We start from the raw sequence: 22916 nt of genomic DNA on the forward strand, positions 1-22916 counted from the left end.
GATCAGGCCCAGCCGAGCTCGTGCAGCCGGTCGTCGTCGATGCCGTAGAAGTGGGCGATCTCGTGGACGAGCGTGACGTGGATCTCGTCGCGCAGCGCGTCCAGATCGTCGCACGCGGCGAGGTGCGGCTCGCGGAACAGCACGATGCGGTCGGGCATCTCGCCGAAGCCGTAGCGCTCGCGCTCGGTGAGGGCGACGCCGTCGTAGTAGCCGAGCAGATCCAGGGTCCCGTCCTCGGGCCGGTCCTCCACGACGAACACGACGTTGTCGAGCCCGTCGACCATGTCGTCCGGGAGCGCGTCGAGCTCGGAGATCACCAGGGCTTCGAAGGCGTCCTCGTCCAGCTCGAGCATCCGGGACCTCTCTGCGTCGGCGATCGCTGCCGGTCGCCGGATGTGCGAAGAGGCCCGGAGTCGGAACTCCGGGCCTCTTCCGCTGCATGCACAGCCACTGGGGTGAGTAACGGGGCTCGAACCCGCGACCTCCTAGACCACAACCAGGCGCTCTGCCAACTGAGCTATACCCACCAGGAGCGTGTTCCGGCGGGGTGACCCGCCGAAGCAACTGTACGAGAGTACTACATCCGCGAGGCGAACTCGTCCACGACGGCGGCCGACACGGCCTGCACCTCGGCGGTGCTCGGCCCCGGCTGCTCCACGAACACGGCACGGCGGTAGTACTGCAGCTCTCGGATGCTCTCGAGGATGTCGGCGAGAGCGCGGTGTCCGCCGTGCTTCTTGGGCGCGTTGAAGTAGATGCGCGGGAACCAGCGCCGTGCCAGCTCCTTGATCGTGCTGACATCGACGTTGCGGTAGTGCAGGTGGCCGTCGAGGCGCGGCATGAACTTCGCGAGGAAGGCGCGGTCGGTGCCGATCGAGTTGCCGGCGAGGGGGGCCTGCTGGTCCGCCGGGACGTGCTTCAGCACGTACTCCAGCACCTCGTACTCGGCCTCCGCGACGCTGACGCCGGAGGGGATCTCGACCAGCAGCCCGGAGGTCTCGTGCATCGACCGGACGAAGTCGCCCATGTTCTCGAGCGCGGTCGCGTCGGGCCGGATGACGAGGGAGAGCCCCTCGTCGAGCGGGTTCAGCTCGAAGTCGGTGACGACGACGGCGATCTCGACGAGCTCGTCGACGGAGAGGTCGAGCCCCGTCATCTCGCAGTCGATCCAGACAAGACGGTCGGGGGCGCTACTCATGCGGGGCAGTCTATCGGCGGCCGCCGACACCCGGTCCGGCCGTCCCGCTCCTCCTACACTGGACCCTCGTGATCACGCTCGCCTGCTGCCTCCTGATCGTCAACGCCGTGTGGAACGCGATCGTCTGGCCGCCCTTCCTCCGCCGCGTCCGCAAGGACCCGCGGGCGCGCGACGCGGACGGCCGCGCGACGACCTTCCTCCGCGTGCACACGGTGCTCATCGGCGTGTCGCTCGCCCTCGCCGTGGTCTCCCTGGTCGTGGGAGTGCTGGGACTCGTCCGGGGCGCCTAGGCCCCGGCGGGCGCGGCCTCTGCGCTTCGGTATCGTGGTCGCAGTCCGCCCCCGTAGCTCAGCGGATAGAGCAGGAGCCTTCTAATCTCTTGGTCGCAGGTTCGATTCCTGCCGGGGGCACCATCGGATCGGGAGCGCGCCGGTCGCCGTCCCTAGTCTTGTCCCGGTGGCGTGCGGATCAGCGTCGACGCCTCGCGCCCGTCCTTCGACCGCGTCGCGGCCTCCCCTCGGGCGGCGCTGCGCTCCTCCGAGGAGTGACGCCCGGCACCCACGGGGTTTTCCTCCGCTCCGGTGACCCTCGGACGAGGACTCGCGGTCGCTCCACCAGTAACACACCGGCAAATCGGAGGCAACACCGGCGTGTTTCCCACCCGAAGTCGTTTGAGTGTCATTCAGGCACCTAGTCTTGGGGTGTCCGGAATTACAACGACGTAACGAACGGAGGTACGACCATGCTGCTCCTCGCCATCCTCGGTGGAATCGCCGTCGCGTGGACGATCGTCGCGGCGCCCCTCGCCGTACTGGTCGGCCGAGTCGCCCGTGCACGTGATGCACACAGCTAGTCAGTACACGCACCGCCCGCACCACGGAGAAGGCCCCGATCGCACTCGCGATCGGGGCCTTCTTCTCGTGGTCGGGAGCACTCAGACCGAGCTGCGCTCCTGGCCTCGGTCGTCGTCCGAGGCGGACCGCTCGAACCGGGCCTCGTCCGCCCGGACGAACGCCTCGTCGTCGGCCGGCACGCCGTCGCGGTCTCCGTCGGCCGGAGCCGACGGCGTCGCGTCGTGCTCCGCGTCCGGCTGCGGCTGGGCGGCAGGAGCCGAGCGCTGCGGGTCGACGGGCGGCAGCTCCTCCACGGGACGCTCGCGCGACGGCACCTCCAGGCGGTCGACGTCGGCGAGCAGGCGGCGGGTCTCCTCCTGCGAGGCGTCCCCGGCCGACGCGGGGAGGACGATCGTGGGCGTCTGCGGGGCTGCAGAGCCGGAGGCGGAGCCCGCGCCGACGACGACCGGTGCGACGGCGGTCGGTGCGGCGGCCGGGGGAGCGGTGCGCTGGGGAGCGGCCTCGGCGGTGCTCGCGGCCCGATCGGACGACGGAGCGGACTCGGCGGAGCGGTCTCGACCCGTCTCCGAGAAGCGCCAGCGCTCGAGGTCGGCGAGGAAGGCCTTCCGGGCGCGCCCGGGCTTGTCCCGCCACTGCACGAGGCGGTCGCGGAACTCGCCCACGCTCGCCTGCGTCTGGTAGCCGCCGGTGCTCGACGTGTGCTTCAGCTCGGCGAGCTCGTGAGCGGCCCAGTTGGCCGCGACTCCGGAGCCCTTGACGGGCAGGAGGCGCAGGTGCGTCTCGGCCTGCGCGGAAGCGCGGTCGCTGAGGACGCGCTCCGGGCTGCTGAGGACGTTCCAGGCCGAGGCGTCGACCGCGGCGTCGACGAGCGTCGCGATGACCGCGTTCTTCCGCTCGTGATCCTGCTGACGGATGAGGCGCGCGATGGACGCTCGGAAGACGGAGGCGATCACGATCGCTCCGACCACCACGGCCAGCAGGACCACAGCGGCCGTGAAGACCGCCTGGTGTCCGTCGCTCGTGCGGATCCAGGACATGAACTCGTTCCACCACTGCATGGGGCGAACGCTATCCGGGGCGGTCGCCGCGGCCCGGTCGGCACGCCGCCGACCGGGCGGATCGGCGCGTCAGGCGACGCGGAAGACCTCGATCGCGTCGTCGACGCTCCAGAACTCGCCGAGCTCAGCGCCGGCGGGCATGCCCGCCCGCAGCAGCCGGGCGCGGTACCGCTCGCCGAGCGGATCCTCGACCAGCTCGATGTGGCCGACGACGGCACCCGAGCCGGTGCTCACGCGCCACAGCCGGGCGTTGACCCGGGTGAGCGTCGGCGGGGTGCGGGTGGCGTGCAGCGTGGACAGGGACATCGGTTCCTCCTGCTCGAGTCTCGGAGCACCCACCGGCCGAGTGCTGTCGCAGACTACGGCCGACCACCGACATCCCCGCCGGGGCGTCAGCGAAGGGTCGTGCCGTGCACAGCGAACTCCTCGATCGCGTCGATCTCCTCCTGCGAGAGGGGGCCGGCGTCCAGCGCGGCGACGTTCTGCTCGAGCTGCGCGACGCTCGACGCTCCGATGATGGCGCTCGTGACGGTGGGCACCCGGAGCACCCAGCTCAGGGCGAGCTGGGCCAGCGACTGGCCGCGCTGCTGCGCGATCGCGTTCAGGCCGCGGGCGCGCGTCAGGTACGCCTCGTCGATCCGGTCGGAGGAGAGGAAGCGCGACGTCGCCGCACGGGACCCCTCCGGCACGGTGCCGTCGAGGTAGCGGTCCGTCAGGAGCCCCTGCGCCAGCGGCGAGAAGACGATGCAGCCGGTGCCGAGCTCGTCGAGCACGGGGAAGAGGCCGTCCTCGGGTCCGCGGTCGAAGAGCGAGTAGCGGGGCTGGTGCAGGAGGAGCGGCACTCCGCTGCCAGCCAGTGCCGCCTGCGCGGCCCGGGTCTGCTCGGGCGAGTAGTTCGAGATGCCGGCGTAGAGCGCCTTGCCCGACTCCACCGCCGAGACGAGAGCGCCCATGGTCTCCTCGATCGGAGTCTCCGGGTCCGGCCGGTGCGAGTAGAAGACGTCCACGTAGTCGACGCCGATCCGCTGCAGGCTCTGGTCGAGCGAGGAGAGCAGGTACTTGCGCGAGCCGCCGTCCCCGTACGGGCCGGGCCACATGTCGTATCCGGCCTTGGACGAGATGACGATCTCGTCGCGGTACGGGCGGAGGTCCTCCGCGAGGATGCGGCCGAAGGCCGTCTCGGCGGCGCCGTAGGGCGGTCCGTAGTTGTTCGCGAGGTCGAAGTGGGTGACGCCCAGGTCGAACGCGCGGCGGAGGATCGCGCGCTGCGTGTCGAGGGAGCGGTCGGATCCGAAGTTGTGCCAGAGGCCCAGCGACAGGGCGGGCAGCAGCAGGCCGCTCCGTCCGGTGCGTCGGTAGTCCATCCGGTCGTAGCGGGCGGGGGCGGCGTCGTAGCTCACGCCGCGACTCTATTGCAGGGGGCGGATCCGCGGAATGCAGGGGGCGGTGAGCGTGTTGGACCGACTGACGCCTCCGGCACCCCGGACGCGTCGACGCGACAGGAAGTGAGTCACACGCAATGCGCACATTCGTACTCGCCGGAGGATGCTTCTGGTGTCTGGACGCCGTCTACCGCGTCCTCGACGGCGTGACCGACGTCGTCTCCGGCTACACCGGCGGCCGCACGACCGAGCCCGACTACGAGGACGTCTGCTCCGGGCGCACCGGCCACGCCGAGGCCGTCGCCGTCACCTTCGACCCGGAGGTCATCCCCGAGGAGGTCGTCCTCGACGTCTTCTTCACCCTTCACGATCCGCGTCAGCTGAACCGCCAGGGCAACGACGTCGGCACGCAGTACCGCTCGGCGATGTTCTACTCCTCCGACGAGGAGAAGGAGCTGTTCGAGACCGCGCGCGACCGTGCGTCCGAGTGGTGGGACGGCCCGATCGTCACCGAGATCTCGCCGCTGGGCGTCTACTACCCCGCCGAGGACTACCACCAGGACTTCTTCGCGAAGAACACGGGCCAGGGCTACTGCATGGCGGTCGCACTGCCCAAGGTGAACAAGATCCGCAAGTCCTACTCGAGGTACATCACCGCGTCGTAACGCTCCTCCACAGGGGACGATCCGCTCGTCCTCTCCCCAGAAGGGCCCGCCTCCACCTCGGAGGCGGGCCCTTCGTCGCGACACTGGCCCTGCGGCGCCCGAGCGGTACCAGCCCCCTCCGCCCGGGCGCCGTGCCCGTCGCAGCCGTGGCGGGGCAGGAGTAGAGAGGACACGACCATGACCGACACGCTGACCGTCATCGGGACCATCGGCACCGAGCCCCGGAGCATCGACACCTCCAGCGGCACCGCGATGACCAGCTTCCGGCTCGCCTCGACGCAGCGGCGCTACGACCGCTCGGAGCAGCGCTGGGTCGACGTCTCGACCAACTGGTACACCGTCACCGCGTTCAACGGCCTGGCCGGCAACGCGCTGTCCTCCCTGTCGCGCGGCGACCGGATCCTCGTCACCGGGCGGCTCGGGGTGAGGGCCTGGGAGGCGGGAGGCAAGGCCGGTACGGATGTGGTCCTCACGGCCGAGGGCATCGGGCACGACCTCGCCTGGGGGACCAGCAGCTTCACGAAGACCGTCGGGCGCGCCTCTGCTCCCGCCCCTGCCGCCGAGCCCGCGTGGAGCGAGGAGGCGCCGCGCGAGGGCGCCGCGGCGGGGGACTGGGGCGCGTCGGGCCATGACCGCGGTGATGCCGCGCCCGAGCCGCCGGTGGCGGCGGGCGTCGGCGGAGGCGCTCCCGGTCTCTCGGTAGGATCCGGGGAGACCCCGTTCTGATCCGGGGGACCGGAGCGAGAGCCGTCCCGGTCGGGAGGAGCCGGGCGTGACACGGAACCGAGCGGCCCGCATCGCGCTCGTGCTCGGCGGTCTCGCCGTCTGCCTCTCCGGCTGCACGTCGCCGTCGTCGCCGGACCCCGTGGTGTCCTCCTCCGCGGCCGAGGCGCCGGCACCGGCGGAGTCCGCCGCACCCGTCGCCTTCGTGCCGGGCGGGACGACGGAGCAGAACCTCCCCGTGTTCGAGCAGACCCTTCGCGCGGCGGCCGAGCCCGATCCGGAGGTGAGCGGCTCCAGTGTGGTCGACGCGCTCGTCGCGGCGGGGTTCTCCCGCGAAACGATGCAGCTGACGGCCGACGAGACCTCGGTCGGGCTCGACGCGGACTCGGTGCAGGTCTCCGTCAAGCTCGGAGAGTCGTGCCTCATCGGCCAGTACGGCCCGAAGAGCGGCGGGGTGCGGGCGGTGATCGCGGCTCCGATCGCGACCGGCGCCTGCCTGGTCGGCCGGACCGTCCCGATCCAGGGCTGACGCGCTCGCTTCGACCGGGAACCGCTCCGCCATGAGCCCCGGTCGGGGTCGGAAAGGACGAAAGGATCCTCGACAAGGCCCCTCGCCCGTCGAGTCCGAGAGAGCCCGGTGTTCGCCCGTCGCTCCTGCAGGACCACTCCGACCGGTACGGATCCGAGCGTGAGCACCGCCTCGTGCGAGCGGACCGGTCGGCGATCCCGGTGGTCGGCGGCGCCCTCCCCTCCCCGGGACGCCGCTCCGCACGGTTAGGCTGCCCGGACCGACACGTGTGCCCCAGCGCGGGCACCGCGACGGACGTGCCGACGGGAGTGCTCGGCACGAGGACCACGACGAGGGGGAACTCGCCATGACCACATCCCGACCGCAGACGACGACGCGAGCGAGGTGGAGGCGCGCCGCCATCGCGGTCGCGAGCACGGCAGCCGTCGTCCTCGGAGTGACGACAGGAGCCGGAGCGGCCGCCGCCGAGCAGGAGCGTCTGTCCGCGCAGGTCAGTCCCTATAACTGGTCGACGACGGAGACCTTCTCGGCCGCCCAGACCGCTGCCGTCGCGGGCGACGTCACCGGGCTCGACGTCACGCTTTCCGACTCCGCTCGGCCGACGGGACCGTACCCGGCGTTCACGACCTACAACTGGGCCATCGGGGACTACGACCTCGCCGGGTCGGCGACCCTCGCGTCCGGAAGTCGCAGCTTCCGCATCGACCTGAAGCAGCCCCTCGCCTCGTTCGGCAGTGGAACCGTCGCTCTGCAGATCACTGCGCAGAAGCAGCCGATCAAGAACCCCGAGGAGCCGATCGGCCAGCCGGTCGACAGCGGCTACGAGCTGACTACGTCGGCCACCCTCTCCGTCGCCGAAGCCTCCGGGAGCGGCGGCGTCGGCGGGGTCGACCTCAGCGGGACCGCGCAGACGCTGCAGCGGAGCGCCGCGTACTTCGCGTACAAGAAGTACGTCGACGTCGTGGAGGTCAAGGGCGGCGACACCGTCGTCCTCGAGTCCAACCGGGACGGCTTCTACGACCTCCAGGGGCTCGCCGCCTACGTCGGTCCCAGCAGGACCGAGCGGATCCCCGCCCAGGTGAGTACGAACAGCAGACGGTCCGCGGTCACCGTGACGATCCCGTCCAGCGCCTACGACGCCTACAAGGACCGCGTGAGCAGCCTGCTCCAGGTCACCGGCATCAGCAACGGCAGGGTGGAGCAGCCCCGCGGAGCGACCATCACGTCGGACGCCGCGGTCCGCGTGACAGGAAGCGGCGCCACCAACCCGCCGGTCACGCCGACCCCGACGGCCACCGCGACCACCCCGCCGGTCACGCCGACCCCGACCACTCCTCCGGTCACGCCCACGCCGACCGCAACGCCGACCGCCCCGCCCGCTGGCTCGCCGGCCGTCTCGCGCATCTCGGGCACCGACCGTCAGGGCACCGCGGTCGAGGTGTCCAAGCGCACCTTCCCGGCGAACGTCCCCGTCGTCTACGTCGCCACCGGGCAGAACTTCCCGGACGCGCTCAGCGCCGGACCCGCCGCGGCCAAGGCGGGCGGGCCGCTGCTCCTGGTCGACCGCGACTCGATGAGCCAGGTCGTCCGCACCGAGCTGACGCGTCTCAAGCCCGCGAAGATCGTCGTCGTCGGCTCCGAGCTCAGCGTCGGCAGCCAGGTCTACAACGACCTGGCCGCGTATGCGCCGAAGGGGAAGACCACGCGCATCGGCGGAGTCGACCGCTACGACACCTCGAAGCTGGTCCTCCAGGACGCCTTCAGGGGCGGCTCCCCGATGGCCTGGCTGGCCACGGGCGAGAAGTTCCCCGACGCCCTGAGCGCCAGCGCCGCAGCCGGCGCGAATCGCGCTCCGGTGGTGCTGACCAATGGAACCGGCTCCACGGTGGACCCCCTCACCCAGCAGATCATCAGCGGCCTCAAGGTCAGTAGCTTGACGATCGCGGGCTCGACGCTCTCGGTCAGCGCCGGCATCGAGCGCTCGATCACGGGCCCCGTGATCACCCGCATTGGCGGGACCGACCGGTACGACACCTCGGAGAAGCTGAACAAGGCGGCCTTCACCTCGGCGACGACCGTCTACCTCGCGACCGGTGAGAAGTTCCCCGACGCCCTGGCCGGAGCCACGGCGGCGGGCTACACCCGGAGCCCGCTCTTCGCGGTCCAGCCCACCTGCGTGCCCCGGGCGGTCCTCGCCGACATCACCGCGTCCAAGGCGACGCAGGTGATCCTGCTCGGCAGCACGGACACGCTGTCCGAGGCGGTGGAGCGCCTGACGCCCTGCAGCTGATCCGCACCGTCGTCCGCTGACGCGATCCGCCCTCCCCACCGGCCCGGCCGGAGCGGAGGGCGGTCCGCGTTCAGGCGCTCCCTCCGACGCGGACCGGCGAGTTCCCGTTATCCTCGACTGGTGCGGACGGTCCCGCGGCCTGCGCTCCGCGTCGGCCGGGGCCCGGCGTCCCGCCCCGGTCCGAGCCTCCGTCAGCGCCTCCGCGCGGAGCAGGGGACCGGCGGGCGACCCGACTCCGCGCAGACCGACAGACTTGAGGACTGGGCATGGCTGAATACATCTACTCGATGGTGCGCGCGCGGAAGGCGGTCGGCGACAAGCTGATCCTGGACGACGTCACCATGTCGTTCCTGCCGGGAGCGAAGATCGGCGTGGTCGGGCCCAACGGCGCCGGCAAGTCGACGATCCTGAAGATCATGGCGGGGCTGGACACGCCGAGCAACGGCGAGGCGCGGCTCAGCCCGGGCTACACCGTCGGCATCCTTATGCAGGAGCCCGAGCTCGACGAGACCAAGACGGTACTCGAGAACGTCCAGGAGGGCGTGGGCGAGATCAAGGGCAAGATCGACCGCTTCAACGAGATCTCCCTCGCGATGGCCGACCCGGACGCCGACTTCGACAGTCTCCTCGCCGAGATGGGGACCCTGCAGGAGGCGATCGACGCCGCCGACGCCTGGGACCTGGACTCGCAGCTGGAGCAGGCGATGGACGCGCTGCGCACCCCGCCGGGGGACTCCCTCGTCACCAACCTCTCGGGTGGCGAGAAGCGCCGCGTGGCGCTCACCAAGCTCCTCCTGCAGAAGCCCGACCTGCTGCTGCTCGACGAGCCCACCAACCACCTCGACGCCGAGAGCGTGCTCTGGCTCGAGCAGTTCCTCTCGAAGTACCCCGGCGCCGTGCTCGCCGTCACCCACGACCGGTACTTCCTCGACAACGTCGCGGAGTGGATCGCCGAGGTCGACCGCGGCCACCTCTACCCCTACGAGGGCAACTACTCGACGTACCTCGAGAAGAAGAGCGCCCGCCTGGAGGTCCAGGGCAAGAAGGACGCCAAGCTCGCCAAGCGGCTCACCACCGAGCTCGACTGGGTGCGCAGCAACGCCAAGGGCCGTCAGGCCAAGTCGAAGGCGCGCCTGGCGCGCTACGAGGAGATGGCGGCCGAGGCCGAGAAGACGCGCGTGCTCGACTTCGAGGAGATCGTCATCCCGGTGGGCCCACGTCTCGGCTCCCAGGTCATCGACGCGAAGAAGCTGCACAAGCAGTTCGGCGAGCGCGTCCTCATCGACGACCTCAGCTTCACGCTGCCCCGCAACGGCATCGTCGGCGTCATCGGCCCGAACGGCGTCGGCAAGACAACGCTCTTCAAGACGATCGTGGGCTTCGAGCCGCTCGACTCGGGCGACCTGAAGATCGGCGAGACGGTCGACATCTCCTACGTCGACCAGAGCCGCGGCGGCATCGACCCGCAGAAGAACCTGTGGGAGGTCGTCTCCGACGGGCACGACTACATCACCGTCGGGAAGACCGAGATCCCCTCCCGCGCCTACGTCTCGCAGTTCGGCTTCAAGGGCCCGGACCAGCAGAAGAAGGCCGGCGTCCTCTCCGGTGGCGAGCGGAACCGCCTCAACCTCGCGCTGACGCTCAAGCAGGGCGGCAACCTGCTCCTGCTCGACGAGCCCACCAACGACCTGGACGTCGAGACCCTGGGCAGCCTCGAGAACGCGCTCCTCGAGTTCCCGGGCTGCGCCGTGGTGATCACGCACGACCGGTGGTTCCTCGACCGCATCGCGACCCACATCCTCGCCTACGAGGGCACCGAGGAGGATCCGGCCAACTGGTACTGGTTCGAGGGCAACTTCGAGGCGTACGAGGAGAACAAGATCGAGCGCCTCGGCCCGGACGCGGCGAAGCCGCACCGCTCCGCGTACCGCAAGCTCACCCGCGACTGATGCGCCTGCACGTCGCCATCCCGTTGCGCTGGTCGGACTTCGACGCCTACGCGCACGTGAACAACGCCGAGATGCTGCGCCTGCTCGAGGAGGCGCGCATCCAGGCGTTCTGGAAGCCGGACTCGCCGCAGCCCGGCGGGATGGCGACGGCGGTACTCGACGCACGCCCGGGCGCCGAGTCGATCAGCCTCATCGCCCGGCAGGAGATCGAGTACCTCGCGCCGATCCCGTACATGCGCGCGCCGATCGACGTGGAGCTGTGGATCGGGCGGATCGGCGGGGCGAGCCTCGAGGTCTGCTACGAGCTCTACTCGCCCGCCGGCGTCGTCCCGCGGGTGCTCTTCACGAGGGCGGCCACCACTCTGGTGCTGGTCACGGCCGCGACGGGCAGGCCCCAGCGAATCCCGGAGGAGCTCCGCGAGGCGTGGGGCCCCTACGTCGAGGAGCCCATCACCTTCTCGAAGCGGGGCTGAGCTCAGCCCAGGGGGACGCGGACCATGCCCTCCTGGGCGACGCTCGCCACGAGCACGCCCTCCTGCGTGTAGATGCGCCCGAGCGAGAGCCCGCGTCCGCCGGACGCGCTCGGCGCCTCCTGCACGTAGAGGAGCCACTGGTCCACGCGCGCGGCGCGGTGCCACCACATCGCGTGGTCGAGGCTCGCGATCCGCAGGCCCGGCGTCGTCCACGCCGCACCGTGCCGGCGGAGCGTGGATTCGAGGATCGTGTAGTCGCTCGCGTAGGCGAGGGCGGCGCGGTGCAGCATCGGATCGTCCGGCAGCGGTCCGAGCGAGCGCATCCACACGCTCTGGTGCGCGACCCGCTCGGGGTCGGCCCGGAGGTACACCGGCTGCTCGACGTGCCGCACGTCGAAGGGGCGCTGCGTGGCCCAGAAGCTGCCGACCGGGTGGTCGACCCCCGCGAGGATCTCGGCGGTGCTCGGCAGCGACTCCGGGTCGGGGATCCCCTCCGGCATCGGCGCCTGGTGGTCGAGGCCCTCGTCCTCGGTCTGGAACGAGGCGATCATCGAGAGGATGGGGCGTCCGTTCTGGTAGGCCTGCGTCCGCCGCGTGCAGAAGGAGCGGCCATCGTGGATCCGGTCGACCGAGAACGTGATCGGCAGGGAGACGTCCCCGGGGCGGAGGAAGTACCCGTGCATCGAGTGCACGGAGCGCCCCTCGACGGTGCGACCGGCCGCGATGAGCGACTGCGCGAGGACCTGGCCGCCGAAGACCCGCCCCTCGGGCATCCACTGCGAGGGACCCGTCGAGATGTCCTCGCTGGTGCGGGCGCCGGTGTCCGTCAGGTCGAGCGCGGTGAGGAACGAGGACAGGGGATCGGGCACGGTACCTCCGGGGTGTCGGGCGGTGGGGCGAGCGGCCTCGGGTAAGTTTATCGACGCGATGAGTTCGTCCTTCTCCCTGGCGGATCCGCCCAGCCTGTCGGATCTGCGCGTCTTCCTCGGCCGTTCGGCCCGGGTCGAGGACGGTGCGGTCCGGCTTATCGCCGACGACCACGTGCTGGCCGCCTACACCGCGATCCTCCAGCCCCGCGGTCTGCTCGACCGCTCCGCGACCGTGCTGGGCCTGCGCGTCTTCGCGCTCGACGAGCCCGCCGGCTTCGACCGGGTCGTGCCGATCCGTGCGCTGTCGGACCGCCTCGCCCGCCTGCAGTGGGAGCCGGGCGGAGCGGACGGCAAGCCGGTCGTCCTGCCCGACGGCGACGACGCGACGGCGGGGCCCTGGGCGGGCGTCTCCCCGCCCCGCGGCGGCTGGACCCGGCGCGAGCCCGTGGACCCGGGCTTCCTGGAGCGCGTCGCGCGCGAGGGGATCGACGAGATCGCGGCGGCCGTCGGCTCCGAGACGGGCGAGCAGATCGTCGGCCGCGTGCGGTCGAGCGTCTGGGGCCGCCCGCTCGACGGCCTCAAGTACGTCCCGGCGGGAGCGGCGTTCGCCCTCTTCGCGCTCGGGTTCCTCGGCGCCGACGACCCGGTCGCCCTGCTCGAGAGCGGCGCCTGGCGCCGCCTCACCTCACGGCGCGGACACGTGCTGGTCCGCACCCCGGGCTGAGCGGCTACTCCTCGAAGGTGTTCACCATCGCGTGGGCGGCGCGCTCCAGGTAGTCCCAGAGCAGGGCGTCGTCGGCCGGAGCGAGCTCGAGATCGTCGACGGCCGTCCGCATGTGCTGGAGCCAGTGGTCGCGGGCCTCGGGGTTGATCCGGAACGGCTGGTGCCGCATCCGCAGGCGCGGGTGGCCGCGCTCCTCGCTGTAGGTGCCCGGGCCGCCCCAGTACTGCTCGAGGAAGCCGGTCAGCCGCTGGATCGCGCCCTCGAGGTCGTGCTCGGGGTACATCGGCCAGAGGACCTCGTCCTCGCGGACGCCCTCGTAGAAGCGGCGGACCAGGCGCTCGAACGTCGGCCGGCCGCCGATGTGCTCCCAGAAGCTGCGCAGCGGAGGCGTGCCGCCGATCTGCAGGCCGCTCACGAGCGCGCTCCCGTCGGGCCGGAGGTGCCGCCGCCGTCCTGGGGCGGCGTCCCGCTCCCGCGCCGCAGCGCGCGGGGGAGCCGCACGGGCTTGCCGTGCTCGGTGCTGATCGTGGGGGAGGGCGTGGTCCGCGGCGGTTTGGCGCCTCCGACGCTCGTCGCCCCCTCGAAGCCCTCGAGGACGACGGTGGCCAGCGAGGGGAGCTTCACGTCGAGCGCGTCGAGCGACTTCTTCAGGCGCAGGCGCAGCTCGCGGGCGACGTCGTCCTTGGCGGTGGTGCGGGTCTTGACCACGACCCGGATGACCAGGGCGTCGTCGGCGATGGACTCCAGGCCCCAGAGCTCGGGCTTGTCGAGGATCCGGGCCCGCCAGCGGCTGCTCGCCGCCAGCTCGTTCGCGGTCGCGAGGACCGTTGACTGCACCTGCTCGAGGTCCGTCTCATAGGGCACGGCCAGGTCGACGATGACGCGCGACCAGCCCTGTGACATGTTCCCGACCCGGACGATCTCGCCGTTGCGGACGAACCAGAGGGTGCCGTTGACGTCGCGGATCTGCGTCACCCGGACGCCGACCGACTCGACCACGCCCGTCGCCTGCCCGGTGTCGACGACGTCGCCGACCCCGAGCTGGTCCTCTGCGACCATGAACAGCCCGTTCAGGACGTCCTTGACGATGTTCTGCGCGCCGAAGCCGAGGCCCGCGCCGAGGGCGGCCGTCAGCAGGGCGAAGGAGCCGATGAGGTCCTTGTCGATCGTCGTCACGATCATGACCAGGGCGATGACGACGATCAGGATCGAGCTCAGGTTGTTGAGGATCGACCCGAGCGTGCGCGTGCGCTGCACCACCCGCACGGCCGCGAGCGGCGACGCGGCGATCGACTGGGTGTCCTCGACGCGCTGTCGGCGCTTCACTCCCGACACGATCTGGTCGACGACGCGGCCGATCACGAAGCGGGCGATGACGCGCACCAGCAGCGCGCCCAGCACGATCCCGAGGATCGCGACCACCTTCCAGAAGGGCTCGGACTCGAAGAAGGAGACGGTGGCGGCGACAGGGTCCGGGGTGGAGGTCTGAAGAAGCAGCATGACCGCTCCAGGCTACGGGACGCCTCCCTCCGAGACGGGTGCACGAGCTCCGCGCGCGTATAGATTCGAGTCGGGTCCGCTCGGATCCGGACACCGCCCTGGGAAGGACGCCCGATGCTCCACTCCACCCGGACTCCCGCCGAGAAGCGCCGCCTCTTCCGCGAGCGCCTCGCCTCGGGCGAGCTGCTGCAGCTGCCCGGCGCGTTCACTCCGCTCTCCGCGCGCCTCATCGAGGCGAAGGGCTTCGACGGGATCTACGTCTCGGGCGCCGTGCTCTCGGCCGAGCTGGGGCTGCCGGACATCGGGCTCACCACGCTCAGCGAGGTGGCCGGCCGCTCGCAGCAGATCGCGCGCCTGACCGACCTGCCGGTCCTCGTCGACGCGGACACCGGCTTCGGTGAGCCGCTGAACGTCGCGCGCACGGTGCAGATGCTCGAGGACGCCGGAGTCGCGGGGCTGCACATCGAGGACCAGGTGAACCCCAAGCGCTGCGGGCACCTCGACGGCAAGGCGGTCGTCGACGAGGCGACCTCGGTGCGGAGGATCGCGGCGGCCGTCGACGCGCGCCGCGACTCCGATCTGGTGATCATGGCCCGCACCGACATCCGCGCCCTCGACGGCCTGCCGGCCGCGATCGACCGCGCCAAGCGCCTCGTCGACGCCGGAGCCGACGCGGTGTTCCCCGAGGCGATGCGCGACCTGTCCGAGTTCGAGGCCGTGCGCGCCGCGATCGACGTGCCGATCCTCGCCAACATGACCGAGTTCGGCAAGAGCGAGCTGTTCACCGCGCAGCAGCTCGCCGACGTCGGCGTGAACGTCGTGATCCACCCGGTCTCGCTGCTCCGGATCGCGATGGGCGCCGCGATGCGGGCACTCGACGCCCTCAAGGCGGAGGGGTCGCTCCGCTCGGAGGTCCCGGGCATGCAGACGCGCGCCGAGCTCTACGAGCTCCTCGACTACGCCTCGTACAGCCGCTTCGACGAGGGCGTCTTCGACTTCTCGCTCGCCGACCACTACGGCGCCTGAGCGCGCCGACCCGCATGAACCGGCGGCGCTCCCCGGCGCCGCCGCCCGCCTCTCGCGAAGGAGCGAAGGATGAGCACGACCGATCAGGACATCCGCAAGGGACTCGTGGGGGTCGTCGTCGACACGACGGCCGTCTCGAAGGTCGACCCGGCGTCGAACTCGCTGCTCTACCGCGGCTACCCCGTGCAGGAGCTCGCGGCGGGGACCTCGTTCGAGGACGTGGCCTGGCTGCTCTGGCACGGCGAGCTCCCCACTGCGGAGGAGACGGCCGGGTTGGCCGCCGTGGAGCGGGCCCACCGCGCCCTGGCCCCCGAGGTGCGCACCGTGATCGACCTGCTGCCGCTGTCGGCGCACCCGATGGACGTCGTGCGGACGGCGGTGAGCGTCCTGGGCGCGCTCGAGGAGGATCCGGACGCCGACGCTCCCGAGGCCGTGCTGGAGCGCTCCGTGCGGCTCTGGGCGGCACTGCCGGCGATCGTCGCCTACGCCCAGCGCCGCCTGCGCGGCCTCGAGCCGATCGAGCCGCGCGACGACCTCGACTACTCCGAGAACTTCCTCTGGACGACCTTCGGCGAGGTGCCGGAGCCGGTCGTCGTCGACGCGTTCCGCGTCTCGCTGGTGCTCTACGCCGAGCACTCCTTCAACGCCTCGACCTTCACGGCCCGCGTCGTGACGTCGACGTTGTCGGACGTCCACTCCGCCGTGACCGCCGCCGTCGGAGCGCTCAAGGGACCGCTCCACGGCGGGGCGAACGAGGCCGTGCTGCACGTGCTCGACGAGGTCGGCACCGGACCGGAGGCGGACCGGCGGTCCCGCGAGTGGCTCGCCGAGGCTCTCGGACAGCGCCGGAAGGTCATGGGGTTCGGCCACCGGGTCTACAAGTCGGGCGACTCGCGGGTGCCGACCATGGACGCCGCTCTCCGGCGGCTCGCCGAGCACGAGGGGGCCGGCGAGATGATGGAGCTGTACGACGCTCTGGCCGCGGCGATGGCCGAGCGGACGGGCATCCTGCCGAACCTCGACTACCCGTCCGGCCCCGCCTACCGGCTGATGGGCTTCGACACCGGGATCTTCACTCCGCTGTTCGTCGCCGCGCGGGTGGTGGGCTGGACGGCCCACGTGATCGAGCAGCGGGGCTCGAACGCGCTCATCCGGCCGCTGTCCGCCTATGACGGGCCGGAGCGCCGCTCGGTCCCGCAGCGCTAGGCGCCGGGAGCGGGGAGAGCCGCCCGGTCCCGCAGCGCCGAGCGCCGGGGGACCGGGCGGCTCGCTGTCAGCCCCGGGTGTCGCGCTCCTGGGCGCGGAGCGCACGCTCCACGCCGGCCAGGTTCTCGATCACGAGTCGGCGCAGCGCCGGGACCTCCGGGTTCGCGTCGAGCCAGGCGCGGGTGGCGTCGACGATCTCCTGCGAGGGCGTGGCGGCCGGGTAGAAGCCGACGACCAGGTACTCGGCGATCTTGTAGCTCTTCGACTCCCAGAGGGAGCGGAGGGCGTCGAAGTAGACCGGGACCATCGCGTCGAGCAGGCGCGGGTCGGCGGCGCGCTGGAAGCCCAGGCCCGTCGAGCGGACGATCGTGTTCGGTGCCGAGTCGTCGGCCGTGACGGAGTCCCACGCCGCGCGCTTCGCCTCCGCGGTCGGCAGTGCGGCACGGGCGTGCGCGGCCGACTGCTGGCCGGTCGCCGTGTTGTCCGAGGCGAGCGCCGCGTCGATGTCGTCCGCACCGGCCCGCCCGCCGGCGACGAGAGCGATCAGCAGCTCCCAGCCGAGGTCGGTGTCGATGTCGAGGCCGTCGAGAGCGGTGGAGCCGTCGAGCAGCGCCTGCACGGCCTCGAGGTGCGCCGGGGTGGACGCGATCGCGGCGAAGAACTTCACGAACTGGAACTGCGCGTCGCTGCCCGGCTCGGCGCTCTGCGCGAGCGTCCACAGCTGATCGCCCGCCTCCTCGACGACCTCGGCCCGGTACTCCGGAGCGACGTACTGGGTGGCGGTGGCGACGAGCTGGTTGAGCACCGTCCGCAGGGTCGTGGACTCGGTCTCGGTCGCGACGTTGCCCAGGACGAGGCGGACGAAGTCGCGCGGCGCCGACTCGGCGTCGCGGGTCGAGTCCCAGACCGAGCCCCAGACCAGCGAGCGGGCCAGGGGGCTGTCGATGCTCGCGAGGTGCTCGACGGCCACGGCGAGCGAGGCGTCGTCGAGGCGGACCTTCGCGTAGGCGAGGTCGTCGTCGTTGAGCAGCACGAGCGCCGGACGGGTGCGGCCGATCAGCTCGGGCACCTCGGTGCGCTCCCCGTCGACGTCCAGCTCGAGGCGCTCGACGCGGACGAGGCGCTCGCCCTCGAAGTCGTACAGGCCGATCGCCAGGCGATGCGGGCGGATCGTCGGGTACTCCTCGACCGCGGTCTGCAGGATCGCGAAGGACGCGATCGCTCCGCTCTCGTCGACCGCGATCTCGGGGCGGAGCGTGTTCACGCCGGCTGTCTCGAGCCACTGCGCCGACCACTCGGTGAGGTCGCGCCCGCTGGTGGCCTCCAGCTCGACCAGCAGGTCGCGCAGCTCCGTGTTCGAGAAGGCGTGCTTGACGAAGTACTCGTGGACGCCGGCGAGGAACTCCTTCTCGCCGACCCACGCGACGAGCTGCTTGAGCACCGAGGCGCCCTTGGCGTAGGTGATGCCGTCGAAGTTGACCTGGACGTCCTCGAGGTCGTTGATGGTCGCGACGATCGGGTGGGTCGAGGGCAGCTGGTCCTGGCGGTAGGCCCAGCTCTTCTCCATCGCGGCGAAGGTGGTCCACGCCTCGGTCCACTCCGTCGCCTCCGCGGTGGCGAGGGTGGAGGCGTACTCGGCGAACGACTCGTTGAGCCAGAGGTCGTTCCACCACTTCATCGTGACCAGATCGCCGAACCACATGTGGGCGAGCTCGTGGAGGATCGTGACGACCCGGCGCTCCTTGATCGCGTCCGTCACCTTGGAGCGGAACACGTAGGTCTCGGTGAAGGTCACCGCTCCCGCGTTCTCCATCGCGCCGGCGTTGAACTCGGGGACGAACAGCTGGTCGTACTTCGCGAACGGGTAAGGGACGCCGAACTTCTCCTCGTAGAAGGCGAAGCCCTGCTTCGTCTTCTCGAACACGTAGTCGGCGTCGAGGAAGGGCGCGAGCGAGGCCCGGGCGAAGACCCCCAGCGGGATGGTGCGGCCGTCGGAGGAGACGAGCGAGTCGGTCTCGACCACGTAGGGTCCGGCGACGAGGGCCGTGATGTAGGAGGAGATGCGCGGGGTGGGCTCGAAGCTCCAGGTCGCGATCCCCTCGCCCGCCGGGACCGGCTCGGGAGTGGGCTGGTTCGACACGACCTGCCACTGCGCGGGCGCGGTGACGGTGAAGCGGAACTCGGCCTTGAGGTCCGGCTGCTCGAACACCGCGAAGACGCGGCGGGAGTCGGGCACCTCGAACTGCGAGTACAGGTACACCTCGCCGTCGACGGGGTCGACGAAGCGGTGCAGGCCCTCGCCCGTGTTGGTGTAGAGCATGTCGGCGACGACGGAGAGCTCGTTGTCCGCGGCCAGGGCGTCGAGGCGGATGCGGACGCCGTCGGCGACGTCGGCGGGGTCGAGCTCCGCGCCGTTGAGGGTGACGGAGTGGACCGTGCCCGTGACGGCGTCGATGAAGCTCGAGGCGCCCTCGGTGGCGGAGAAGCGCACCGTGGTCGTGCTGAGGAAGGTCTCGGCTCCCCGGGTCAGGTCGAGGGCGATGTCGTAGTCGTGGACCTGGATCAGCGAGGCGCGCTCCTGCGCCTCGCTCCGGGTGAGGTTGTCTCCTGGCACGGGGGTGCTCCATCCGTTCGTCTCGGGCGCTGCCGCGGGCGCCGGGGTGCGGGCGCCGCCGATCCACCCTAGAGCTGCCGGGACCCGCCATGGAGCCCCGTGGCGCCGATCCTGCGGAGCCGCCGGGGAGCGCGGACGCGGCCGCGGCGAGCGGCGTAGCGTGTCCCCATGACCTCTGTGGACTTCTGGTTCGACCCCTCCTGCCCGTGGGCCTGGATGACCTCGCGATTCGTGGACGAGGTGACCCCCGCGCGCGACCTCGACGTGCAGTGGCACATCATGAGCCTCGCCGTCCTCAACGAGGACAAGGACGTGGACGACTCGTACCGCGCCTTCCTCCCGCGCGCGCTGCGATACACCCGCCTGGTCGCAGCCGTCGCCGAGCGCGAGGGCCGCGAGCACGTCAAGCCGCTCTACGACGCGCTCGGCACCCGGATCCACCCGGGCGGGCGCACCGACGTCGACGCGGTGATCGCCGAGTCGCTGGCCGAGCTCGGCCTGCCCGCGGAGCTCGCCGCCCACGCCGACTCGGACGAGTACGACGAGCCGATGCGCGCCTCCCACTTCGACGGGATCGAGCGGGTCGGCCAGGACGTCGGCACCCCGGTCATCGCGATCGGCGACGTCGCCTTCTTCGGCCCCGTCATCTCGCCGATCCCGAGGGGCGAGCAGGCGCTGACCCTCTGGGACGGCATCGTCGCCGCCGCCTCCTTCGACGGCTTCTTCGAGCTCAAGCGCTCGCGGACCCGCGACCCGCAGTTCGACTGAGCCGACCCGCGGTACTCTGGCTCCCGGCCCGGGCACCGCGGGCCCCAGACGGCTCTTCCGGAGGAGTTCTCTCGTGCGCATCCACATCGCCACGGACCACGCAGGGCTGGACTTCAGCCGTCACCTGATCGAGCACCTCGGCGCCGCCGGTCACGACGTGATCGACCACGGCCCCACGTCCTACGACCCGCTGGACGACTACCCGTCCTTCTGCATCAACGCCGCCGCCGCGGTCGTCCGCGATCAGGAGGCGGGGGTCGAGGCCCTCGGCGTCGTCTTCGGCGGCTCGGGCAACGGCGAGCAGATCGCGGCGAACAAGGTCGCGGGCGTGCGCGCGGCGCTCGTGTGGAACCTGAGCACCGCCGTGCTGGCCCGCCAGCACAACGACGCGAACGTCATCTCGATCGGGGCCCGCCAGCACTCCGTCGAGGAGGCCACCGGCTTCATCGACGCGTTCGTCGCCGAGCCCTTCACCTTCGAGGAGCGGCACGAGCGCCGCATCGCGCAGCTCGCCGAGTACGAGGCCACCGGCGACATCGCCGGCCGGGTCGTCGACTCCGCCGCGAAGGAGCGCTGAGTGCCCGAGGGGCACTCCGTCCACCGGATCGCCCTGCAGTTCGAGCGCGACGTCGTCGGGCACCGCGTCGCGACCAGCAGCCCCCAGGGCCGCTTCACCGAGGGAGCCGCGCTCCTCGACGGGCGCGAGGTCCTCGAGTCCACGGCCGTCGGCAAGCACCTGCTGCTGCGCTTCGAGGGCGACCTGACGCTGCACGTCCACCTCGGCCTCTACGGCGCGTGGGACTTCCTCGGGCACGTCTCGCCGCTGTTCCCGGACGGGAAGGCCGGCAGCAGCATCGGCGCTCCCCGGCGCCGCCGCGCCGTGCGCCTCTCCGAGACGGAGCACGAGACCGACTCCGATCTCAACGAGTTCCCGCCGCCGCCCGTGGGCGCGGTGCGCGTGCGCATCATGACGGACGAGACCGTCGCCGACCTGCGCGGCCCCACCGCCTGCGAGGTGATGGACCCCGCCCAGGTGGAGGCCCTCCTCGCCCGCCTCGGTCCGGATCCGGCCGACGACGACTCCGACGAGGCGCGCGACCGCTTCGTGAACCGGCTCCGCAGGACGGCGACGCCGGTCGGGCTGGTGCTGATGGACCAGTCCGTGGTCAGCGGCATCGGCAACATCTACCGCGCGGAGCTGCTCTACCGCGCCGGCCTCGACCCGCACACTCCCGGCAAGCAGGTGCCGCTGGAGCTCGCACAGGAGCTGTGGCGGGACTGGGCGGACCTGCTCGAGGACGGCATCCGGACCGGGATGATGATCACGCGCCGCGGCCTGACGGAGACCGAGCGCTCGAAGGCCGTCCGCAGCCGCGCCGAGCGCAACTACGTCTACAAGCGCGAGGGTCTGCCCTGCCGCGTCTGCGGCACGAACGTGCTGCTCGAGGAGATCGGCGCGCGCAAGCTCTACTGGTGCCCGGTGTGCCAGTCGTGAGCGCCGGTGGAGAGACGCCGGCCCGGTCCCGCGCCCGCCGAGCCGTCCGCCCCGCGCTCCGCGAGGCCGCCCGATGACCGGCGGTCTCCTGCTCCGGGGCGCCCGCCTCCTCGGCTCGTCCCGAGCCGGTGCCGTGCTCCTGCGCGACGGCCGCGTGGAAGCGGTCGGACCGGACGCCGCCGCCGCCCCGGGCGACGAGGTGCGCGACCTCGACGGGCGCTGGGTGCTCCCCGGCCTCTGGGACGAGCACGTCCACTTCTCCCAGTGGGCGATGACGGCACCGCGCCTGGACGTCTCGTCAGCCGACTCGGCCCGCGGAACGGCGGACGCGGTCCGACGTCGCCTGGCGGAGGAGCCCGGTACCGGCACGCTGATCGGCTTCGGCTTCCGCGACGGCCTCTGGCCGGAGCCGCCCACGACCGCGCTCCTGGACGAGGTCTCTCCGGAACGGCCCGTCGTGCTGATCAGCGGCGACCTGCACTGCGCCTGGCTGAACTCCGCCGCGTACCGGCGCTACGCCGTCGCTCCCGAGCCCGAGCTGCTGCGCGAGGACGCTTGCTTCGAGCTCGTCACCGCACTCGGCGCCCTCGGCGACGACGAGCTCGACGCACTCGCCGACGCGGCGGCGCGGCGGGCTGCGGCTCGCGGGGTGGTCGGCGTCGTCGACCTCGAGATGCGCTGGAATGTGGGGGACTGGCCCCGTCGCGTCGCTGGCGGAGCACGCTCCCTCCGCGTCGACACCGGCGTCTACCGCGACCACCTCGACCGCGCCCTCGCGGAGGGACTGCGCACGGGCGACGAGCTCGACGGCGGTGACGGCCTGCTGCGGATGGGCCCGCTCAAGGTCCTGATCGACGGCTCCCTCAACACGAGGACCGCCTACTGCGCCCACCCCTACGCCGACCACGACGGCAACGGCGTCCTCACCGTGGAGCCCGCCGAGCTGGACGAGCTGCTCGCCCGCGCGGCCGCCGGGGGCATCCGCTCCACCGTGCACGCGATCGGAGACGCCGCGGCAACGCTGGCTCTGGACGCGCTCGGCCGGGTCGGCGGGGGCCGGATCGAGCACGCTCAGCTACTCGCGGAGACCGACCTTCCGCGGTTCGCCGCGCTCGGCGTGGAGGCCGGAGTGCAGCCCGCGCACGCGCTCGACGACCGCGAGGTGGCGGAGCGGTACTGGCCGGGACGCACCGGCCGGGCGTTCCCGCTGCGCTCGCTGCTCGACTCCGGGGCCCGCGTGGTGCTCGGCTCGGACGCTCCGGTCGCTCCGCTCGACCCGTGGGTCGCGATCTCGGCCGCGGTCGCGCGGGCGCTGCCGGGCGACGAGCCCTGGCATCCGGAGCAGCGGGTGAGCGTCGAGGAGGCGATCGTCGCCTCGACCCGGGTGCGCCGGCTCACGCCCGCGGCCGGCGATCCCGCCGATCTGGTGGTGGTCGACCGCGATCCGCTCGCCGCCGATGCAGGAGCCCTCCGATCCATGCCGGTCGCCGCGACCCTCCTGGCGGGCCGCTTCACGCACGGCGGCTGACCCGCGCCAGTCGCGACTCCGGCTGCTCCGGATCGCGCGGACGGGCCCGGGAACGACGACGGCCC

Annotated in this window: 23 protein-coding genes and 2 tRNA genes; 15 read left to right on the top strand and 10 right to left on the bottom strand. The window is 71.8% G+C overall.

Annotated features, from left to right (window positions below; translation table 11 throughout):
- Positions 1-2: 2 nt before the first annotated feature.
- From C5D36_RS06495 to orn, 3 genes are all read right to left on the bottom strand, one after another.
- On the bottom strand, positions 3-353 hold the full coding sequence (locus C5D36_RS06495; protein WP_104223719.1) for a metallopeptidase family protein: 351 nt from the start codon (positions 351-353) through the stop codon (positions 3-5).
- A gap of 98 nt (positions 354-451) precedes the next feature.
- Positions 452-527, bottom strand: a tRNA-His gene (locus C5D36_RS06500).
- Positions 528-577: 50 nt separating this feature from the next.
- A complete protein-coding gene (gene orn, locus C5D36_RS06505; RefSeq protein ID WP_104257371.1) occupies positions 578-1198 on the bottom strand; it encodes an oligoribonuclease in 621 nt (206 codons plus the stop codon).
- A gap of 68 nt (positions 1199-1266) precedes the next feature.
- Between orn and C5D36_RS06510 the strand changes: the two genes are divergently transcribed.
- Both C5D36_RS06510 and C5D36_RS06515 read left to right on the top strand, forming a co-directional pair.
- Positions 1267-1488, top strand: coding sequence for an SCO4848 family membrane protein (locus C5D36_RS06510; RefSeq protein WP_104223717.1), 222 nt, complete (start codon positions 1267-1269; stop codon positions 1486-1488).
- A 47-nt stretch (positions 1489-1535) separates the two neighbouring features.
- Positions 1536-1611, top strand: a tRNA-Arg gene (locus C5D36_RS06515).
- A 521-nt stretch (positions 1612-2132) separates the two neighbouring features.
- On the opposite strand, the gene C5D36_RS06520 is transcribed toward C5D36_RS06515, so the two are convergent.
- The 3 genes from C5D36_RS06520 to C5D36_RS06530 all read right to left on the bottom strand — a co-directional run bounded on the left by C5D36_RS06520 (position 2133) and on the right by C5D36_RS06530 (position 4510).
- A complete protein-coding gene (locus C5D36_RS06520) occupies positions 2133-3110 on the bottom strand; it encodes a hypothetical protein (RefSeq protein ID WP_104295463.1) in 978 nt (325 codons plus the stop codon).
- 69 nt (positions 3111-3179) lie between these two features.
- The gene (locus C5D36_RS06525; protein ID WP_104223715.1) at positions 3180-3416 is read right to left on the bottom strand and encodes a hypothetical protein; all 237 of its coding nucleotides are present in this window, start codon (positions 3414-3416) and stop codon (positions 3180-3182) included.
- Positions 3417-3502: 86 nt separating this feature from the next.
- Positions 3503-4510 carry an aldo/keto reductase gene (locus C5D36_RS06530; RefSeq protein WP_104223714.1) on the bottom strand — a complete coding sequence of 336 codons (1008 nt, stop codon included), beginning with the start codon at positions 4508-4510 and terminating at the stop codon, positions 3503-3505.
- Positions 4511-4629: 119 nt separating this feature from the next.
- Here C5D36_RS06530 and msrA point away from each other — a divergent pair, with 119 nt between their 5' ends.
- From msrA to C5D36_RS06560, 6 genes are all read left to right on the top strand, one after another.
- The gene (gene msrA, locus C5D36_RS06535; RefSeq protein WP_104295464.1) at positions 4630-5157 is read left to right on the top strand and encodes a peptide-methionine (S)-S-oxide reductase MsrA; all 528 of its coding nucleotides are present in this window, start codon (positions 4630-4632) and stop codon (positions 5155-5157) included.
- Between the two features lie 177 nt (positions 5158-5334).
- Entirely contained in the window at positions 5335-5883 is a 549-nt protein-coding gene (locus C5D36_RS06540) for a single-stranded DNA-binding protein (RefSeq protein ID WP_104232526.1), read from the top strand.
- Positions 5884-5929: 46 nt separating this feature from the next.
- A complete protein-coding gene (locus tag C5D36_RS06545; protein WP_104295465.1) occupies positions 5930-6409 on the top strand; it encodes a DUF6993 domain-containing protein in 480 nt (159 codons plus the stop codon).
- 346 nt (positions 6410-6755) lie between these two features.
- Entirely contained in the window at positions 6756-8699 is a 1944-nt protein-coding gene (locus C5D36_RS06550) for a cell wall-binding repeat-containing protein (RefSeq protein WP_104295466.1), read from the top strand.
- Between the two features lie 266 nt (positions 8700-8965).
- Positions 8966-10648 carry an energy-dependent translational throttle protein EttA gene (gene ettA / locus C5D36_RS06555; protein ID WP_104223708.1) on the top strand — a complete coding sequence of 561 codons (1683 nt, stop codon included), beginning with the start codon at positions 8966-8968 and terminating at the stop codon, positions 10646-10648.
- The gene (locus C5D36_RS06560) at positions 10648-11121 is read left to right on the top strand and encodes a thioesterase family protein (protein ID WP_104257376.1); all 474 of its coding nucleotides are present in this window, start codon (positions 10648-10650) and stop codon (positions 11119-11121) included. The genes ettA and C5D36_RS06560 overlap by 1 nt, the downstream gene beginning before the upstream one ends.
- A 2-nt stretch (positions 11122-11123) precedes the next feature.
- Here C5D36_RS06560 and C5D36_RS06565 read toward each other — a convergent pair whose 3' ends face one another.
- The gene (locus C5D36_RS06565) at positions 11124-11990 is read right to left on the bottom strand and encodes an acyl-CoA thioesterase II (RefSeq protein ID WP_258062880.1); all 867 of its coding nucleotides are present in this window, start codon (positions 11988-11990) and stop codon (positions 11124-11126) included.
- A 58-nt stretch (positions 11991-12048) separates the two neighbouring features.
- Here C5D36_RS06565 and C5D36_RS06570 point away from each other — a divergent pair, with 58 nt between their 5' ends.
- Positions 12049-12714, top strand: a complete 666-nt coding sequence (locus C5D36_RS06570; protein WP_104295467.1) for a hypothetical protein — start codon at positions 12049-12051, stop codon at positions 12712-12714.
- A 4-nt stretch (positions 12715-12718) separates the two neighbouring features.
- On the opposite strand, the gene C5D36_RS06575 is transcribed toward C5D36_RS06570, so the two are convergent.
- Together C5D36_RS06575 and C5D36_RS06580 are read right to left on the bottom strand one after the other, a co-directional pair.
- Positions 12719-13129: a globin gene (locus C5D36_RS06575; RefSeq protein ID WP_279630823.1), complete on the bottom strand. Its 411-nt coding sequence runs from the start codon at positions 13127-13129 to the stop codon at positions 12719-12721.
- Positions 13126-14214 (bottom strand): mechanosensitive ion channel family protein, encoded by a 1089-nt coding sequence (locus C5D36_RS06580; protein WP_104295468.1) that lies wholly within the window; start codon positions 14212-14214, stop codon positions 13126-13128. Before C5D36_RS06580 ends, C5D36_RS06575 begins: the two co-directional genes overlap by 4 nt.
- 114 nt (positions 14215-14328) lie before the next feature.
- On the opposite strand from C5D36_RS06580, the gene prpB reads away from it, so the two are divergent.
- Positions 14329-15240 (top strand): methylisocitrate lyase, encoded by a 912-nt coding sequence (gene prpB / locus C5D36_RS06585; RefSeq protein ID WP_104223704.1) that lies wholly within the window; start codon positions 14329-14331, stop codon positions 15238-15240.
- Positions 15241-15309: 69 nt separating this feature from the next.
- Positions 15310-16446, top strand: coding sequence for a bifunctional 2-methylcitrate synthase/citrate synthase (locus tag C5D36_RS06590; RefSeq protein WP_104267232.1), 1137 nt, complete (start codon positions 15310-15312; stop codon positions 16444-16446).
- 67 nt (positions 16447-16513) lie between these two features.
- On the opposite strand, the gene pepN is transcribed toward C5D36_RS06590, so the two are convergent.
- On the bottom strand, positions 16514-19060 hold the full coding sequence (pepN, locus tag C5D36_RS06595) for an aminopeptidase N (RefSeq protein WP_104295469.1): 2547 nt from the start codon (positions 19058-19060) through the stop codon (positions 16514-16516).
- A 168-nt stretch (positions 19061-19228) separates the two neighbouring features.
- On the opposite strand from pepN, the gene C5D36_RS06600 reads away from it, so the two are divergent.
- From C5D36_RS06600 to C5D36_RS06615, 4 genes are all read left to right on the top strand, one after another.
- On the top strand, positions 19229-19828 hold the full coding sequence (locus C5D36_RS06600) for a DsbA family protein (RefSeq protein ID WP_104223701.1): 600 nt from the start codon (positions 19229-19231) through the stop codon (positions 19826-19828).
- A 73-nt stretch (positions 19829-19901) separates the two neighbouring features.
- Complete coding sequence (locus tag C5D36_RS06605; RefSeq protein ID WP_104295470.1) at positions 19902-20405, top strand: ribose-5-phosphate isomerase; 504 nt, start codon at positions 19902-19904, stop codon at positions 20403-20405.
- Positions 20406-21323, top strand: coding sequence for an Fpg/Nei family DNA glycosylase (locus C5D36_RS06610; protein ID WP_104295471.1), 918 nt, complete (start codon positions 20406-20408; stop codon positions 21321-21323).
- A 73-nt stretch (positions 21324-21396) separates the two neighbouring features.
- Positions 21397-22851, top strand: a complete 1455-nt coding sequence (locus C5D36_RS06615) for an amidohydrolase (RefSeq protein WP_104295472.1) — start codon at positions 21397-21399, stop codon at positions 22849-22851.
- The last annotated feature ends 65 nt before the right edge of the window (positions 22852-22916 follow it).

This window comes from Rathayibacter sp. AY1C6 (assembly GCF_002931535.1).
Classification (GTDB): domain Bacteria; phylum Actinomycetota; class Actinomycetes; order Actinomycetales; family Microbacteriaceae; genus Rathayibacter.